Source organism: Mycobacterium liflandii, assembly GCF_022354805.1.
Lineage (GTDB): Bacteria > Actinomycetota > Actinomycetes > Mycobacteriales > Mycobacteriaceae > Mycobacterium > Mycobacterium marinum.
Genome location: NZ_CP023138.1, coordinates 1431253 through 1444878 on the forward strand (window position 1 = coordinate 1431253; position 13626 = coordinate 1444878).

15 protein-coding genes and 1 pseudogene are annotated in these 13626 nt (G+C 65.5%); 11 read left to right on the plus strand and 5 right to left on the minus strand.

What is annotated here, in order from left to right; all coding sequences use genetic code 11:
• Positions 1-9 precede the first annotated feature (9 nt).
• Positions 10-981, minus strand: a complete 972-nt coding sequence (locus CKW46_RS06470) for a tocopherol cyclase family protein (protein WP_482052972.1) — start codon at positions 979-981, stop codon at positions 10-12.
• Positions 982-1068: 87 nt separating this feature from the next.
• Between CKW46_RS06470 and CKW46_RS06475 the strand changes: the two genes are divergently transcribed.
• Complete coding sequence (locus CKW46_RS06475; RefSeq protein ID WP_482052973.1) at positions 1069-1806, plus strand: FadR/GntR family transcriptional regulator; 738 nt, start codon at positions 1069-1071, stop codon at positions 1804-1806.
• A gap of 12 nt (positions 1807-1818) precedes the next feature.
• On the opposite strand, the gene CKW46_RS06480 is transcribed toward CKW46_RS06475, so the two are convergent.
• A complete protein-coding gene (locus CKW46_RS06480) occupies positions 1819-2613 on the minus strand; it encodes a DUF3109 family protein (RefSeq protein WP_015354468.1) in 795 nt (264 codons plus the stop codon).
• Between the two features lie 139 nt (positions 2614-2752).
• Between CKW46_RS06480 and CKW46_RS06485 the strand changes: the two genes are divergently transcribed.
• From CKW46_RS06485 to CKW46_RS06525, 9 genes and pseudogenes are all read left to right on the plus strand, one after another.
• Positions 2753-3787 (plus strand): Ppx/GppA family phosphatase, encoded by a 1035-nt coding sequence (locus tag CKW46_RS06485; RefSeq protein WP_012392761.1) that lies wholly within the window; start codon positions 2753-2755, stop codon positions 3785-3787.
• Positions 3784-4848, plus strand: coding sequence for an Rv0497 family membrane protein (locus CKW46_RS06490; RefSeq protein WP_012392762.1), 1065 nt, complete (start codon positions 3784-3786; stop codon positions 4846-4848). The genes CKW46_RS06485 and CKW46_RS06490 overlap by 4 nt, the downstream gene beginning before the upstream one ends.
• 16 nt (positions 4849-4864) lie before the next feature.
• Positions 4865-5706, plus strand: a pseudogene (locus CKW46_RS06495) (sugar phosphate isomerase/epimerase family protein).
• A gap of 1 nt (position 5707) precedes the next feature.
• Positions 5708-6553 carry a thioesterase family protein gene (locus CKW46_RS06500; RefSeq protein ID WP_482052974.1) on the plus strand — a complete coding sequence of 282 codons (846 nt, stop codon included), beginning with the start codon at positions 5708-5710 and terminating at the stop codon, positions 6551-6553.
• 36 nt (positions 6554-6589) lie between these two features.
• Positions 6590-7462, plus strand: a complete 873-nt coding sequence (proC, locus tag CKW46_RS06505; protein ID WP_482052975.1) for a pyrroline-5-carboxylate reductase — start codon at positions 6590-6592, stop codon at positions 7460-7462.
• Positions 7463-7603: 141 nt separating this feature from the next.
• Positions 7604-7861: a helix-turn-helix domain-containing protein gene (locus tag CKW46_RS06510; RefSeq protein ID WP_011742123.1), complete on the plus strand. Its 258-nt coding sequence runs from the start codon at positions 7604-7606 to the stop codon at positions 7859-7861.
• A 138-nt stretch (positions 7862-7999) separates the two neighbouring features.
• Positions 8000-8101 carry a 30S ribosomal protein bS22 gene (locus tag CKW46_RS06515; RefSeq protein WP_003402602.1) on the plus strand — a complete coding sequence of 34 codons (102 nt, stop codon included), beginning with the start codon at positions 8000-8002 and terminating at the stop codon, positions 8099-8101.
• A 78-nt stretch (positions 8102-8179) separates the two neighbouring features.
• Positions 8180-9313: an SDR family oxidoreductase gene (locus CKW46_RS06520; RefSeq protein WP_012392766.1), complete on the plus strand. Its 1134-nt coding sequence runs from the start codon at positions 8180-8182 to the stop codon at positions 9311-9313.
• On the plus strand, positions 9295-10386 hold the full coding sequence (locus tag CKW46_RS06525; RefSeq protein WP_085981826.1) for a lysophospholipid acyltransferase family protein: 1092 nt from the start codon (positions 9295-9297) through the stop codon (positions 10384-10386). Before CKW46_RS06520 ends, CKW46_RS06525 begins: the two co-directional genes overlap by 19 nt.
• 53 nt (positions 10387-10439) lie before the next feature.
• Here the strand turns inward: CKW46_RS06525 and CKW46_RS06530 are convergent, their stop codons facing one another.
• From CKW46_RS06530 to CKW46_RS06540, 3 genes are read right to left on the minus strand one after another with little or no spacing between them, the layout of a single operon-like run.
• Entirely contained in the window at positions 10440-11351 is a 912-nt protein-coding gene (locus CKW46_RS06530; RefSeq protein WP_117437796.1) for a cyclopropane mycolic acid synthase family methyltransferase, read from the minus strand.
• A gap of 22 nt (positions 11352-11373) precedes the next feature.
• Positions 11374-11874, minus strand: a complete 501-nt coding sequence (locus tag CKW46_RS06535) for an FAS1-like dehydratase domain-containing protein (protein ID WP_015354474.1) — start codon at positions 11872-11874, stop codon at positions 11374-11376.
• A 44-nt stretch (positions 11875-11918) separates the two neighbouring features.
• Positions 11919-12830 (minus strand): HAD family hydrolase, encoded by a 912-nt coding sequence (locus tag CKW46_RS06540; protein ID WP_012392770.1) that lies wholly within the window; start codon positions 12828-12830, stop codon positions 11919-11921.
• A gap of 188 nt (positions 12831-13018) precedes the next feature.
• On the opposite strand from CKW46_RS06540, the gene CKW46_RS06545 reads away from it, so the two are divergent.
• Complete coding sequence (locus tag CKW46_RS06545) at positions 13019-13624, plus strand: (2Fe-2S)-binding protein (protein ID WP_275540304.1); 606 nt, start codon at positions 13019-13021, stop codon at positions 13622-13624.
• Positions 13625-13626: the final 2 nt, after the last annotated feature.

Genomic DNA, 13626 nt, shown 5'->3' on the forward strand with positions numbered 1-13626 from the left:
CATCGACGTTCATCGACGTTCATTGACGGCCGGCGCCTTGGCATCGCGGGTATCGCGCAGGCCGACTTCGGCGTGCCCGGTTCCCAACACCGACCAGCTGCGCTCGATGACCCGGTTGCGGCTGATTTCGACGTGGATGTCGGCCCGTTCGGTGTTGGTGCACACCGCTTTCCCCCCATCGGGATCGGTGTATTGCAGGCTCACGCACCTCTCGGCCGGTTGGTCGACCCGGATCAGCACGTCACGGCCATCGATGCGGCCCTCCAGCTGCCAATGTGCAATGCCGAGGGTGGTGCGCATCCGCAGGGACGGCAACGGGCTTGCGGGCCAGTCTTTTCCATCGATGCGGAAGCGGACGAACGCCATCGGTGCGAGCCGGCGCAGTCCCGGCTTGTGCGACACCGCGGTGACGACCTCCAGCACGTCACCGTGACCGAGGTCGGCGTGGATCCACCCCCAGCGTTTGGCGTTGCCGTGCCCGTAGATGTGGGCGACCCCGCCGCGCCAGCCGCCGATCGGGTGGCTGGTATCGCCCACCGTCAGCGAACCGCTGAATTCAGCGGTGGGGGCGAGCACCACCTGGGCGCCCGGCAACAACTCGCGCTCCCATGCGACCCGCGGGAACGTCCACAGCGGCGCGGCGGCGTCCTTCCACGACAAGTCCCAACTCAGTGAACCCGCTCGGCCGGTGAGCGATTCGTGAGCCGCCCGCGCGCCTGCCGCCTCGAACCAGGCGGCTCCCGTCGCCGGCCCGACCGGCGCGGGGCCGAAACGTCCGGTGCGGGGCGGGCCGTCCGGCGGGAACCACGTTGCCCATCCGTGCGCGTAGGGCGCGTCACCGCTGGTGGGTGCCACGGTTTCGTAGTGGACCCATAGTCCGGCCTGGGTTGAGGGATCCGACAGGGTCGCATACCAGCCTTCCAGGCGTCCGGGTTTGCCCTGCCAGCGTGGGGCTACCGCCGATCGCATTTCCTCGTCCACCCGCTTCACCTCCGGTGTTGCCATGCGGCGCGACACGCTCTTGGTTGTGGTTGTGCCGTCGGTCCATCCACTATATTGGTTGAGCCAATGAACCAGTCAAGTATTTTGCAGCCGCCGGATCGTCAACGGGTCGACGAGCAGATCGCCACATCGATCGCCGACGCGATCCTCGATGGCGTTTTTCCACCTGGCTCCGCGCTGCACCCCGAGCGGGAGCTGGCCGAGCAGCTCGGTGTCAACCGGACGTCGCTGCGCCAGGGTTTGGCCAGGTTGCAGCAGATGGGGCTGATCGAGACCCGGCAGGGGAGCGGCAACGTCGTGCGTGACCCGCAGAGCCTTACCCATCCCGCGGTGGTCGAGGCGCTGGTGCGCAAGCTCGGTCCCGACTTCCTGGTCGAAGTGCTTGAAATTCGGGCCGCCCTGGGGCCGCTGATCGGCCGTCTGGCCGCCGAACGGAACAGCTCCGAGGACGCTGAGGCGCTACGCGCTGCGCTGGCGGAGGTGGCCGACGCCGACACTGCGCCGGCGCGCCAGGCCGCCGATCTCGCCTATTTTCGGGTACTCATCCACGGCACCCGCAACCGCGCTTTGGGTTTGCTGTACCGCTGGGTCGAGCAGGCCTTCGGGGGCCGCGAGCACGAGCTGACCGGCGCCTATGAGGACGCGGACTCGTTGATCGCCGATCTGACGGCCATCAACGACGCTGTGCTGGCGGGTGACCCCGAGACGGCCGCCGCGGCGGTTGAGGGATACCTGAACGCGAGCGCATTGCGCATGATCATGTGCTATCGCGCCGCCTATGCCGGCGAGGATCCCGAGCGGTAGCGTCGCGCGCCGCTACTCGGCCGCCCGCGTCGCCGGATGTACGGCGACCAGACCCAGCTGGCTTCGGCGTTTGCACACGGCGGCCAGTTCGGCGTACGCCTTGGCGCCGAGCAATTCGGTGAGCTCATCGGCCAGGCTCTCCCACACCTGCTTGCTTCCGACATGGGCGGCCGGATCGCCGGTGCAATACCAGTGCAGGTCGGCGCCACCGGAGCCCCAGCCGCGCCGGTCATATTCGGTGAGCGTGGTTTTGAGGATCTCGGAGCCGTCTGGCCGGGTCACCCATTCCTGGCTGCGCCGGATCGGCAATTGCCAGCACACATCGGGTTTCATGGTCAACGGAGCAACACCGAGTTTGAGGGCTTTGCTGTGCAGCGCACAGCCGGTGCCGCCGGCAAATCCGGGACGGTTCAAGAAGATGCAGGCGTCCTTGTGCTTGCGGGTGCGGTACTGAGGCTGATCGTCGTGCTCATCGAGCTCTAGGTAGCCCTTGCGGCCCAAGCCTTTGTCCCGATATTGCCAATCGTCGTCGGTCAGCTTCTTGACCGCGTCATCCAACCGGGCGCGGTCGTCATCGTCGGACAGGAATGCGCCGTGTGAACAACATCCGTCGTTCGGCCGGCCGGCCACGGTGCCCTGGCAGGCCGGGGTGCCGAAGACACAGCTCCAGTGCGACAGCAACCAGGTCAGGTCGGCCGCGATCAGATGCTCGGGATTGTCGGGATCGTAGAATTCCACCCACTCGCGGGGGAAATCCAGTTCGACCTCTTGTCCCGGCTGCACCGTCTTCAGGCACGAGTTTGCCACGGTTACAACGTTAGTCCACAGTCATGCTTCGCGGCGCTGCTGCGGTTGCGCGCGCGTCGGCGAGCTTGCCGGCCGGTATTGCCGGGCAACTCAGCGGGTCGCACGGCGGGCCGCATTGCCGCACGACTAGGTTGATTTCGTGCGATTGGGCGTGCTCGACGTGGGCAGCAACACGGTCCACCTACTGGTGGTTGATGCTCACCGTGGTGGCCATCCGACCCCGATGAGTTCGACGAAGGCGACTTTGCGGCTGGCCGAGGCCACCGATAGCTCGGGCAACATCACCAAGCGTGGCGCCGACAAGCTGGTGTCCACGATCGACGAGTTCGCCAAGATCGCCGCCAGCTCGGGCTGCGCGGAGCTGATGGCCTTCGCGACATCGGCGGTCCGAGAGGCGGAGAACTCCGATGACGTGTTGTCGCGGGTGCGCAACGAAACCGATGTCGAATTGCAGGTTCTCAGCGGTGTCGACGAGTCGCGACTGACCTTCCTGGCGGTGCGCCGCTGGTTCGGCTGGAGCGCGGGGCGCATTATCAACCTCGACATCGGCGGCGGCTCGCTGGAGTTGTCCAGCGGCGTGGACGAAGAGCCCGAGGTGGCGCTGTCGCTCCCGCTAGGCGCGGGACGGTTGACGCGGGAATGGCTGCCCGACGATCCGCCCGGCCGGCGCCGGGTGGCGATGCTTCGGGATTGGCTGGATGCTGAGTTATCCGATGCCAGCGTGACGATGTTGGACGCGGGCATCCCGGACCTCGCGGTGGCTACGTCCAAGACATTTCGCTCGCTGGCCCGACTCACCGGCGCGGCGCCGTCGGCCGCCGGACCACGGGTGAAGAGGACCCTGACGGCCAATGGCCTCAGACAACTCATATCTTTCATCTCTAGGATGACGACCGCTGACCGTGCAGAACTGGAAGGAGTCAGCGCCGAGCGGGCGCCGCAAATCGTGGCGGGGGCTCTGGTGGCGGAGGCCAGCATGCGAGCGCTCTCGATAGAAGCGTTGGATATCTGCCCGTGGGCGCTCCGAGAAGGTGTTATTTTGCGCCGACTCGACAGTGAGGGCGACGGGACCGCCTTCATGGAAACTTCGCCGGTGTTGACTTCGGTGCGCGATGCTAGAGGTCAGGTAGTAGATCGGAACGCTGCAGGCCGATCGAGAGGCAACAAACCATGACTGGACCACACTCCGAGACGGAGGACACCAAGCAGATCTCGGTGGCCGAACTACTGGCCCGCAATGGTAACGTCGGTGCCCCGGCGGTGACCCGGCGGCGCCGCCGCCGCCGCGGCGACACCGACTCGATCACGGTCGCCGAGCTCACTGGTGAAATTCCGATCATCCGTGACGATCATCACGATGAGCGAAGCGCGCCCAGTGCGCCCGCCGAAACCACCGAGACTGTCGCGCCGACAAGCCAAGCCAAGCCCGGCAACGGCCGAGTCGAGGTCGACGAGCCTGCACCCGCATCGCGCGTGCAGCCCGAATCGGTCGTGGCACCGGCCGAAGCCACCGAGCCCCCGCAGGCCGCCGAGGAGCCGGCGGCCGGGCAGGCCGGCAGGGCGGCGTATTGGTCGGAGCCCGAGCCGCGCTGGCCGAAATCGGAGCCGATCACCCGGACCAAAGCGGGTCCTGAGCGCAGTGAGTACCCCAGACCCCTGCGCCACACCGGGGATAGCGATGCCGCGGGGCAAGGGCCCGGGGCTGAGGACATGAGCCCCGACCCGGTGGGCCACTACGGCGATACATCGGTGGATGTCTCCGACTCCGAAGCGGAATCCGAGGTCGAGGATTCCGCCTACGTGCGTTCTTTTCTGCAGGCGTCGGAGGGGATCTCCGATCAGGCCCTCTATGGCGGGCAGTCCCTGGCCGACGAGGTGGCGCGGCGGCGCGGGGAATCGTCCCCGTCGACGTTCGACGAGGAAGAGGCCGAAGCCGACGAGGAACAGGGTGCGCGCCCGTTGTCGGGCAAGCTCGCGGCCCTGTGGCGCGGCACGCTGGTGGTGCTGCAGTCGATCTTGGCCGTGGTCTTCGGTGCGGGTCTGTTCATCGCGTTTGACCAGCTGTGGCGATGGAACAGCATCGTCGCTCTGGTGCTCTCGGTGCTGGTCATCCTCGGTCTGGTGGTCGGGGTTCGGGTGGTTCGCAAGACGGAGGACATCGGAAGCACATTGATAGCGGTTGCCGTGGGTGCGTTGATCACCCTGGGGCCGTTGGCCTTGCTGCAATCGGGCTAGGCGGCCCCCACTCACAGTGCGCCCAGCAATCAAAGTCGGTCTGTCGACGGCCTCGGTGTACCCCTTGCGGGCCGAGGCCGCGTTCGAGTATGCCGCCAGGCTCGGCTACGACGGCGTGGAGCTGATGGTCTGGAGCGAGTCGATCAGCCAGGATATCGATGCCGTCCGAAAGCTGTCCCGGCGCTACCGCGTGCCGGTGCTGTCCGTGCACGCCCCGTGTCTGCTGATTTCGCAGCGGGTGTGGGGGCCAACCCGATCTTGAAGCTGGACCGCAGCGTTCGGGCTGCCGAAGAGCTGGGCGCGCAGACCGTCGTTGTGCATCCGCCCTTCCGCTGGCAACGGCGCTACGCCGAGGGATTCAGCGACCAGGTTGCGGCCCTGGAAGCGTCCAGCGACGTGGTGGTGGCCGTCGAGAACATGTTTCCGTTCCGGGCGGACCGGTTCTTCGGGGCCGGCCAGTCACGAGAACGCATGCGCAAGCGCGGTGGTGGCCCAGGTGCGGCGATTTCGGCTTTCGCGCCGTCCTATGACCCGCTGGACGGCGATCACGCGCATTACACACTGGACCTTTCGCACACCTCGACAGCCGGAACCGACGCGCTGAGCATGGCCCGGCGGATGGGCTCGGGTCTGATGCATCTGCACCTGTGCGACGGCAGCGGGCTGCCCGCCGACGAACACCTGGTTCCCGGCCGCGGAACGGAGCCCACCGCCGAGGTATCCCAGATGCTGGCCGGTGGGGGCTTCGCCGGGCAGGTGGTCTTGGAGGTATCCACCTCCTCAGCCCGTTCGGCGGCGGAGCGCGAAGCGATGCTGTCGGAGTCCTTGCAGTTTGCCCGTACCCACCTGATGCGGTGATATGAACGCGTTATTCACGACGGCGATGGCGTTGCGCGAGGTCGAAGCACCCGCGGGCGGGCAATGCCGGATATTCGACGGTGAGCTCGACGAGAACTGGACCATCGGTCCCAAGGTGCATGGCGGCGTGATGCTGGCCCTGTGCGCCAAGGCGGCGCGCGCCGCCCATGGCGGTGACGCACTGCAACCGGTCGCGGTGTCGACCAACTTCCTGTGGGCCCCCGATCCGGGGCCGATGCGACTGGTGACATCGATCCGCAAGCGTGGCCGCCGGATCAGCGTGGTCGACGTGGAGCTCATGCAGGGCGAGCGCACCGCGGTGCACGCCGTCGTCACGCTGGGTGAACCCGAGCATTACGAGTCCGGCCCGGCGGCACCGCTGCTATCGGCCAACCCGGTGCTGGAAATGATGGCCCCCGAACCGCCCGACGATGTCACACCGATCGGCCCCGGTCATGCGCTGGCCGGTCTGGCCCACCTGGGTGCGGGCTGCGATGTGCGGCCCCTGGCGTCGACGCTGCAGACCCCGGCGAGCGGGTGGGGCGGACGGGCGCCGACCTTTCAGATGTGGGCCCGGCCGCGTGGCGTCGCCCCGGACGCGCTGTTCGCCCTCATGTGCGGCGATCTTTCGGTCCCGGTCACCTTTGCCGTCGGACGCACCGGTTGGGCGCCCACCGTCCAGCTGACCGCCATCCTGCGCGCCCTGCCCACCGATGGGTGGCTACGGATCGTCGTCACCTGCGTTGAGATCGGGCAGGGCTGGTTCGACGAGGACCACATCGTCGTCGATCAGGCGGGCCGCATCGTGGTGCAGACGCGCCAGCTGGCGATGGTGCCCGCCCGGTAGCGGCGCCACTGCGGACCGTCTGCGATGCTGTCGGGCATGCCAAGAATCGCGATCATCGGCGGCGGCAGCATCGGTGAAGCATTGTTGTCCGGACTGTTGCGGGCCGGGCGGCAAGTCAAAGATCTGGTGGTGGCTGAGCGGGTACCGGAGCGCGCCAAATACCTGGCCAGTACCTATTCGGTATTGGTGACGTCGGCCAAGGATGCGGCGGAGAGCGCCTCGCTGGTTGTCGTCGCGGTCAAGCCCGGCGACGTCGACTCGGTGATGGGCGACCTGAGCGCGCTGGTTGCCGCGGCCGAAAGCTACAGCGGCGAGCAGGTGTTCGTCACCGTCGCGGCAGGGGTCACCACCTCATATTTCGAATCCAAGTTGCCCGCGGGCACCCCGGTGGTTCGAGCGATGCCTAACGCGGCCGCACTGGTGAGTGCGGGGGTTACCGCGCTGGCCAAGGGCCGCTTCGTCACGCCCGAACAGCTCGAGGAAGTCTCAGCCCTGTTCGATTCGGTCGGCGTCGTGCTCACCGTTCCCGAGCAGCAACTCGACGCTGTGACCGCGTTGTCGGGGTCCGGGCCGGCGTATTTCCTGCTGATGGTCGAGGCATTGGTGGACGCGGGTGTGGCGGCGGGCTTGAGTCGTCAGGTGGCAACCGACCTGACGGCCCAGACGATGGCCGGTTCGGCGGCGATGCTGCTGGAGCGGATGGATCAAGACCGACGCGGCGCTGCCGAGCCGTTGGGTTTGCGGGTGGACACCTCGCCGGCGCAGCTGCGGGCGTCGGTCACCTCACCCGGCGGGACCACCGCCGCTGCGCTGCGCGAACTCGAGCGCGAAGGGTTCCGGGGGGCGGTCGATGCCGCCGTGCAGGCCGCCAAAAGCCGCTCTGAGCAGCTAAGAATTACATCGGAATAATTCAAAAAATTTGAACTGATTGTCCCCCACCAGTACCAGTAACCCCACTAGTCCCGCTATTCTCCTCTTTGTATGCACGCGTGGGTGCCAGCGGAGGGGAAGCCGCTGGGATTGCGTGTGCCTGACACGATTGGGTTAGCGATGACGTCTACGAACGGGCCATCGGCGCGCGATTCTGCTGGTAAGTCGGTACGTGATAGCGGTTCAGGCGAAGGCCAGCAGGCCGGCAGCCAGTTCCTCACGGTGGCCGAGGTGGCTTCGCTCATGCGGGTGTCCAAAATGACCGTCTACCGGCTTGTGCACAACGGAGAGTTGCCAGCGGTTCGGGTCGGGCGGTCATTTCGGGTGCACGCCAAGGCAGTCCACGACATGCTGCAGACCTCGTATTTCGCCGGTTAGCCGAATACCGGCCGCACGCCGCCAGGCTTGGCTTCGGTTGGTTAGGTGGCGCCGGTTTGGTGTTGGGTACGGCGGGCTGGGTAAGGTGTCCGGGTCATTTGTTGAAGCAAGCCGGTCACAGGTCAGATAGCGGAGTTCATGGGTTCAGTAATCAAGAAGCGGCGCAAGCGCATGTCCAAGAAGAAGCACCGCAAGCTGCTGCGCCGCACCCGGGTGCAGCGCAGAAAACTTGGCAAGTAGGCCTCGACTGGCTCGGGTTGGCGGCTGCCGTCACCAGGCTGTAACGCCTATGCCTCTAGCCGCGGCTAGGCTGTCGGGATGAATTCGTCGAACGGTCAAGGGGGCGGCGCCGGAGGAATCGGTGGCGGCGGTGACAGCGTCCACCATCCCAAGGTGGTGCTGGTTACCGGCGCCTGCCGATTTCTCGGCGGCTACTTGACCGCGCGACTCGCACAAAACCCGTTGATCAGTTCGGTCATCGCGGTGGATGCGATCGCGCCGAGCAAGGACATGCTGCGGCGCATGGGCCGAGCCGAGTTCGTGCGCGCCGACATCCGTAATCCCTTCATCGCGAAGGTGATTCGCAACGGCGATGTCGACACGGTGGTGCACGCCGCGGCGGCGTCCTACGCTCCGCGCTCCGGTGGTAGCGCCGCGCTGAAGGAACTCAACGTGATGGGCGCCATGCAGCTGTTCGCGGCGTGCCAGAAGGCGCCGTCGGTGCGTCGGGTTGTGCTCAAGTCGACTTCCGAGGTGTACGGGTCCAGCCCGCACGATCCGGTGGTATTCACCGAGGACAGCAGCAGCCGTCGTCCATTTCGCGAGGGCTTTGCCAAGGACAGCCTCGACATCGAGGGTTATGCGCGCGGCCTGGGCCGGCGTCGCCCCGATATCGCAGTGACGATCCTGCGGTTGGCCAACATGATCGGCCCGGCGATGGACACCACCCTGTCGCGGTATCTGGCCGGGCCAGGGGTGCCCACCATGTTTGGCCGCGACGCGAGGTTGCAGCTGCTGCACGAGCAGGATGCCCTGGGCGCGTTGGAACGCGCGGCTCTTTCGGGCAAGGGCGGCACCTACAACATCGGTGCCGACGGCATCATCATGCTGTCCCAGGCTATCCGTCGGGCCGGCCGAATTCCGCTGCCGGTTCCGGGCTTTGGGGTGTGGGCTCTCGATTCGCTGAGACGAGCTAATCGTTATACCGAGATCAACCGCGAGCAGTTCGCGTACTTGAGTTATGGCCGCGTGATGGACACCACCAGGATGCGTTCCGAACTCGGCTACCAGCCCAAGTGGTCGACGGCGGAGGCCTTTGACGACTACGTTCGCGGCCGCGGCTTGACTCCCATAATCGACCCGCATCGGGTACGCTCCTGGGAGGGGCGCGCCATAGCGGTAGCGCAGCGCTGGGGTAGCCGAAATCCAATTCCATGGGGTGGGGTCAGGTAGATATCGTGGCGGGTAATACCAGAGCGAATGTCATTCCCCTGCACGCCAATCGGGGTCGTGTGGCGGCGCGTCGTCGCGCCGATCAACGGGCAGACACGTCTCGTCAACATCCCTCATTGCTGTCCGATCCGGGCGGCCGCGCATCGGCCGAGCAGATCGCCGCTGTCGTCCGCGAAATCGATGAACACCGGCGTGTCGCGGGTGGGAGTTCAACTGCCGAACCGCCGCTGAACGAGCTTGCGCAGCGCGTTGCCGCGGTCGCGGGTTTTCTCCGTCAGCGACTGATCGGTGACTACAGCGTTGATGAGTTCGGGTTCGATCCGCACTTCAACGATGCGATCGTTCGGCCTTTGCTGAGGTTCTTTTTCAAGTCTTGGTTCCGGGTTGAAGTCAGCGGCGTGGAGAACATCCCCAGCGAAGGCGCCGCACTGTTGGTGGCCAACCACGCAGGGGTGCTGCCGTTCGACGGGTTGATGCTGTCGGTGGCGGTGCACGATGAGCATCCGGCGCAGCGGGATCTGCGGTTGCTGGCCGCCGACATGGTGTTCGATCTGCCGGTGGTCGGTGAAGCCGCCCGTAAAGCGGGGCACACGATGGCCTGCACGACCGACGCGCACCGCCTGCTGGCCTCCGGCGAACTGACTGCCGTTTTTCCCGAGGGTTACAAGGGACTGGGCAAGCATTTCTCTGATCGCTACCGGTTGCAGAGGTTCGGCCGCGGCGGCTTCGTATCGGCAGCGTTGCGAACCAAGGCGCCGATTGTTCCGTGTTCGATCATCGGCTCCGAAGAGATCTACCCGATGCTCACCGACGTCAAGTTGCTGGCGCGGCTGTTCGGCTTGCCGTACTTCCCGGTCACCCCGTTGTTCCCGTTGGCGGGTCCGGCCGGGCTGGTGCCGCTGCCGTCGAAGTGGCGCATCGCATTCGGCGAACCGATCTACACCGCCGACTACGGGTCCGGTGACGCCGAGGATCCGATGGTCACCTTCGAGTTGAGCGACCAGGTCCGTGAGACGATCCAGCAAACGTTGTACCGGTTGCTGGCCGGGCGGCGCAACGTCTTCTTCGGCTGACCTCGCGCGGCCACGTCACCGACGCTGCACCGCTACCTTGGTGGGCGGGCCAGCTACTTGACCATCGTGAACTGGCAAACGTCGGTGTAGTGGTCGCGGAACAGGTCCGAGCAGCCCGTCAGGTAGTGCATATAGATGTCGTAGACCTCTTGGCCCTGCAGTTCAATGGCCTTTTCCTGGTTGGCCTGCAGCGCCTGAGCCCAAGAGTTCAGTGTCGGAACGTAATTCGACTCAATCCGGTGATACCGCTCAACCTTGAAACCCGCCCTCGACGAATACTCATCGATCTGCGGAATCTGGGGTAGCCGCCCGCCGGGGAAGATCTCGGTCAGGATGAACTTGATGAAGCGCATCAGGCTCATCGGCGCCGTCAAACCAAGTTCCTTGGCTTCCTTGGCGTCGGGCACGATGATCGTGTGCAGCAGCATCCTGCCGTCATCGGGCAGCACGTTGTAGCACATCTTAAAGAAGCGGTCATACCGCTCCCAGCTAGCGTCACCGGCGCCGTCGGCAAAGTGTTCGAAGGCGCCCAGCGACACGATGCGGTCGACCGGTTCGTCGAATTGTTCCCAGCCCTGCAGCCGCACCTCTTTGTGCCGAGGGCTGTCCATGTCAGCGAACTTGCGCTCGTCGTGGACAAGTTGATTCTCACTGAGCGTCAAGCCGATGACGTTGACGTCGTACTCCTCGATCGCGTGGCGCATGGTCGAGCCCCAGCCACAGCCGATGTCGAGCAGCGTCATGCCGGGCTCGAGGTTGAGCTTGTCCAGTGAAAGTTTGCGCTTGGCGTACTGAGCCTGTTCCAGCGTCATGTCGGGACGCTCGAAGTAGGCACAGCTGTAGGTCATCGATGGATCGAGGAAAAGCTTGAAGAACTCGTTTGAGCGGTCGTAGTGCGATTGGACCGCCTCGACAGGTGGCGAGAGCTGGTCCGGAAGAGAAGGTTGGTCGCCCCTTTTCCCCATCAACCGGACCCTACTGGCCCTCCTAGATGGATGCAATCGCCGCCACAGCGGCATCCGCTTCGGCCTCGTGATGGGCCGCCTCGCCCAACATCGTGACCACACTCGTCACCACCGGCTTGCCCTCGTCGTCGGTGACCTCGCTGCGGATTTCGGCTATCACCGTCCCGTGAGACTCCAGGACAGAGTCGAGATAGGTGTGGAAGTACAGCTTGTCGCCGGTCACGATGGGCCGGTAGAAGCGGAACTTCTGGTCCCGATGGAAGACCCGGGCGATGTTGATCGGAATATTGAATTTATTGAAGATCTCCAGCTGCACCCGACGCCCTGCAATTGCCAGGAAGGTCAACGGGGCGACCAGCTCGGGGTAACGCAACTCGGCTGCGGCGGCCTCATCGGAGTGCGATGGGTGCTCGTCTTGGATCGCGGTTGCGAATTCCCGGATCTTCTCGCGGCCGACCACGAAGTAGTCCGGTGCCTGGTAGTGCTTGCCGATGAGTCCTGCGGCTTCTGGGGGGACTGTCATGCCCTTTGCTCTCTGCTCGAATATATGCTCAGCGGCGCAGCTTATCAGCGTGATTGCCGTCGAGACGCCAGTGCTGCCAACGCGCCGCCCGCCGCGCCCAGAGCAAGGGCCGAGGGCACCCCGATCCGGGCGGCTTTACGAGCGGTGCGGAAGTCCCGGATTTCCCATCCTCGTTCGCGGGCCAGGCTACGTAACCGGGCGTCGGGGTTGATGGCGACTGCGGTGCCCACCAGCGACAGCATTGGCACGTCGTTGTAGCTATCCGAATATGCGGTGCAGCGTTTGAGGTTCAGACCCTCCCGGATCGCCAGCGAGCGCACCGCATGAGCCTTGCCGGTGCCGTGCAGGATCTCACCGACCAGCCGTCCGGTGAACACCCCGTCGACGGACTCCGCAACGGTGCCCAGGGCACCGGTCAGCCCCAGCCGGCGGGCGATGGTCGCGGCGAGCTCGTAGGGCGTGGCCGTGATCAGCCACACCTGCTGGCCGGCATCAAGATGCATCTGCGCGAGCTCGCGGGTGCCAGGCCAGATCTTGTCCGCGATGATCTCGTCATAGATCTCCTCGCCGAGGTTCAGCAGTTCGTCGACCGAGCGGCCTTCTATGAAGGCGAGTGCTTTGCGGCGGCCGGCGGCGACGTCTTCGCTGTTTTCGGTGCCGAGCAGCTGGAACTTGGCCTGGGCATAGACGAAGCCCAGCACGTCGCGGTAGGTGAAGTAGTGGCGGGCGGCCAGGCCCCGGCCGAAGTGCACCGCGGACGAGCCTTGCACCAGGGTGTTGTCCACGTCGAAGAATGCGGCGGCGGTCAGATCGATCGGTGGCTGCGGGTCAGCGGCCGAGCCTTCGGTGGGGACCGTCATATCCGCTAGCGCTCGGGTGGCGCTGGCATTCTCGGCCAGCGACTCCAGGTCAAAATGACCGCCGCCGCTCGAGCTGCCCAGGTCAGAGGAAGCCATCAGAAACCTCCCGGAATCGCGGTACCGGCCGATGACTTGCTGCGGCCGATCTCAACCCTATCCGGCAACGGTTGGCAACCGTCCGAGCTACCTGGGGGACAGCTAACGCTGCCCGGTAAACAGTGCGGCGGATGGCCGAGATTTCGATCTGGCGATGCGCACCGATCTACCCGTTCTAGAGTAAATCCGTGGATGACGGACTCGGGTTACGAGTCAACCGCCGGACGTTCGTGGGTACCTCCGTTGCGGTGGGGGGGGGCGCCGTCGCGGCTGTCACTGCCATCCCCGGATCCGAACGCGTCCACCAGGGCGATGGCCACACCGCTGTGGTGCGCCTTCAGATCAATGGTGAGCATCGGGAGATCGCCGTCGATAACCGCACCAGCTTGCTGGACATGCTGCGGGAGCGAGCGGGGCTGCCGGGAACGAAGAAGGGCTGCGATCAGGGCGCGTGCGGGTCGTGCACGGTGCTGGTTGACGGTCGCCGCATCAACTCCTGCCTGGCTCTGGCGGTCATGCACGACGGCGCACAGATCACCACGATCGAGGGGCTAACAGGTTCGGCCGGCCCGGACGGCCGGCTGCATCCGCTGCAGCAGGCCTTCATCGATGAGGACGCGTTGCAGTGCGGGTACTGCACCCCAGGTCAGATCATGTCCGGCGTCGCGTGTATCGCCGAAGGTCACGCGGGTTCACCCGCGGAAATACGCGAGTGGATGAGTGGCAATCTCTGTCGTTGCGGTGTCTACCCGAACATCGTCAAAGCTGTCGCATCGGTGGCTCGAGACGGCTAATC

Bases quoted from the DNA above. Each gene is read 5' to 3' on its own strand.
- CKW46_RS06515 (WP_003402602.1), top strand. From the start codon at position 8,000: ATGGGTTCAGTAATCAAGAAGCGGCGCAAGCGCATGTCCAAGAAGAAG.
- CKW46_RS06535 (WP_015354474.1), bottom strand. From the start codon at position 11,874: ATGACAGTCCCCCCAGAAGCCGCAGGACTCATCGGCAAGCACTACCAG.
- CKW46_RS06490 (WP_012392762.1), top strand. From the start codon at position 3,784: ATGACTGGACCACACTCCGAGACGGAGGACACCAAGCAGATCTCGGTG.
- CKW46_RS06500 (WP_482052974.1), top strand. From the start codon at position 5,708: ATGAACGCGTTATTCACGACGGCGATGGCGTTGCGCGAGGTCGAAGCA.
- CKW46_RS06530 (WP_117437796.1), bottom strand. From the start codon at position 11,351: ATGGGGAAAAGGGGCGACCAACCTTCTCTTCCGGACCAGCTCTCGCCA.
- CKW46_RS06540 (WP_012392770.1), bottom strand. From the start codon at position 12,830: ATGGCTTCCTCTGACCTGGGCAGCTCGAGCGGCGGCGGTCATTTTGAC.
- CKW46_RS06475 (WP_482052973.1), top strand. From the start codon at position 1,069: ATGAACCAGTCAAGTATTTTGCAGCCGCCGGATCGTCAACGGGTCGAC.
- CKW46_RS06510 (WP_011742123.1), top strand. From the start codon at position 7,604: ATGACGTCTACGAACGGGCCATCGGCGCGCGATTCTGCTGGTAAGTCG.
- proC (WP_482052975.1), top strand. From the start codon at position 6,590: ATGCCAAGAATCGCGATCATCGGCGGCGGCAGCATCGGTGAAGCATTG.
- CKW46_RS06520 (WP_012392766.1), top strand. From the start codon at position 8,180: ATGAATTCGTCGAACGGTCAAGGGGGCGGCGCCGGAGGAATCGGTGGC.
- CKW46_RS06525 (WP_085981826.1), top strand. From the start codon at position 9,295: ATGGGGTGGGGTCAGGTAGATATCGTGGCGGGTAATACCAGAGCGAAT.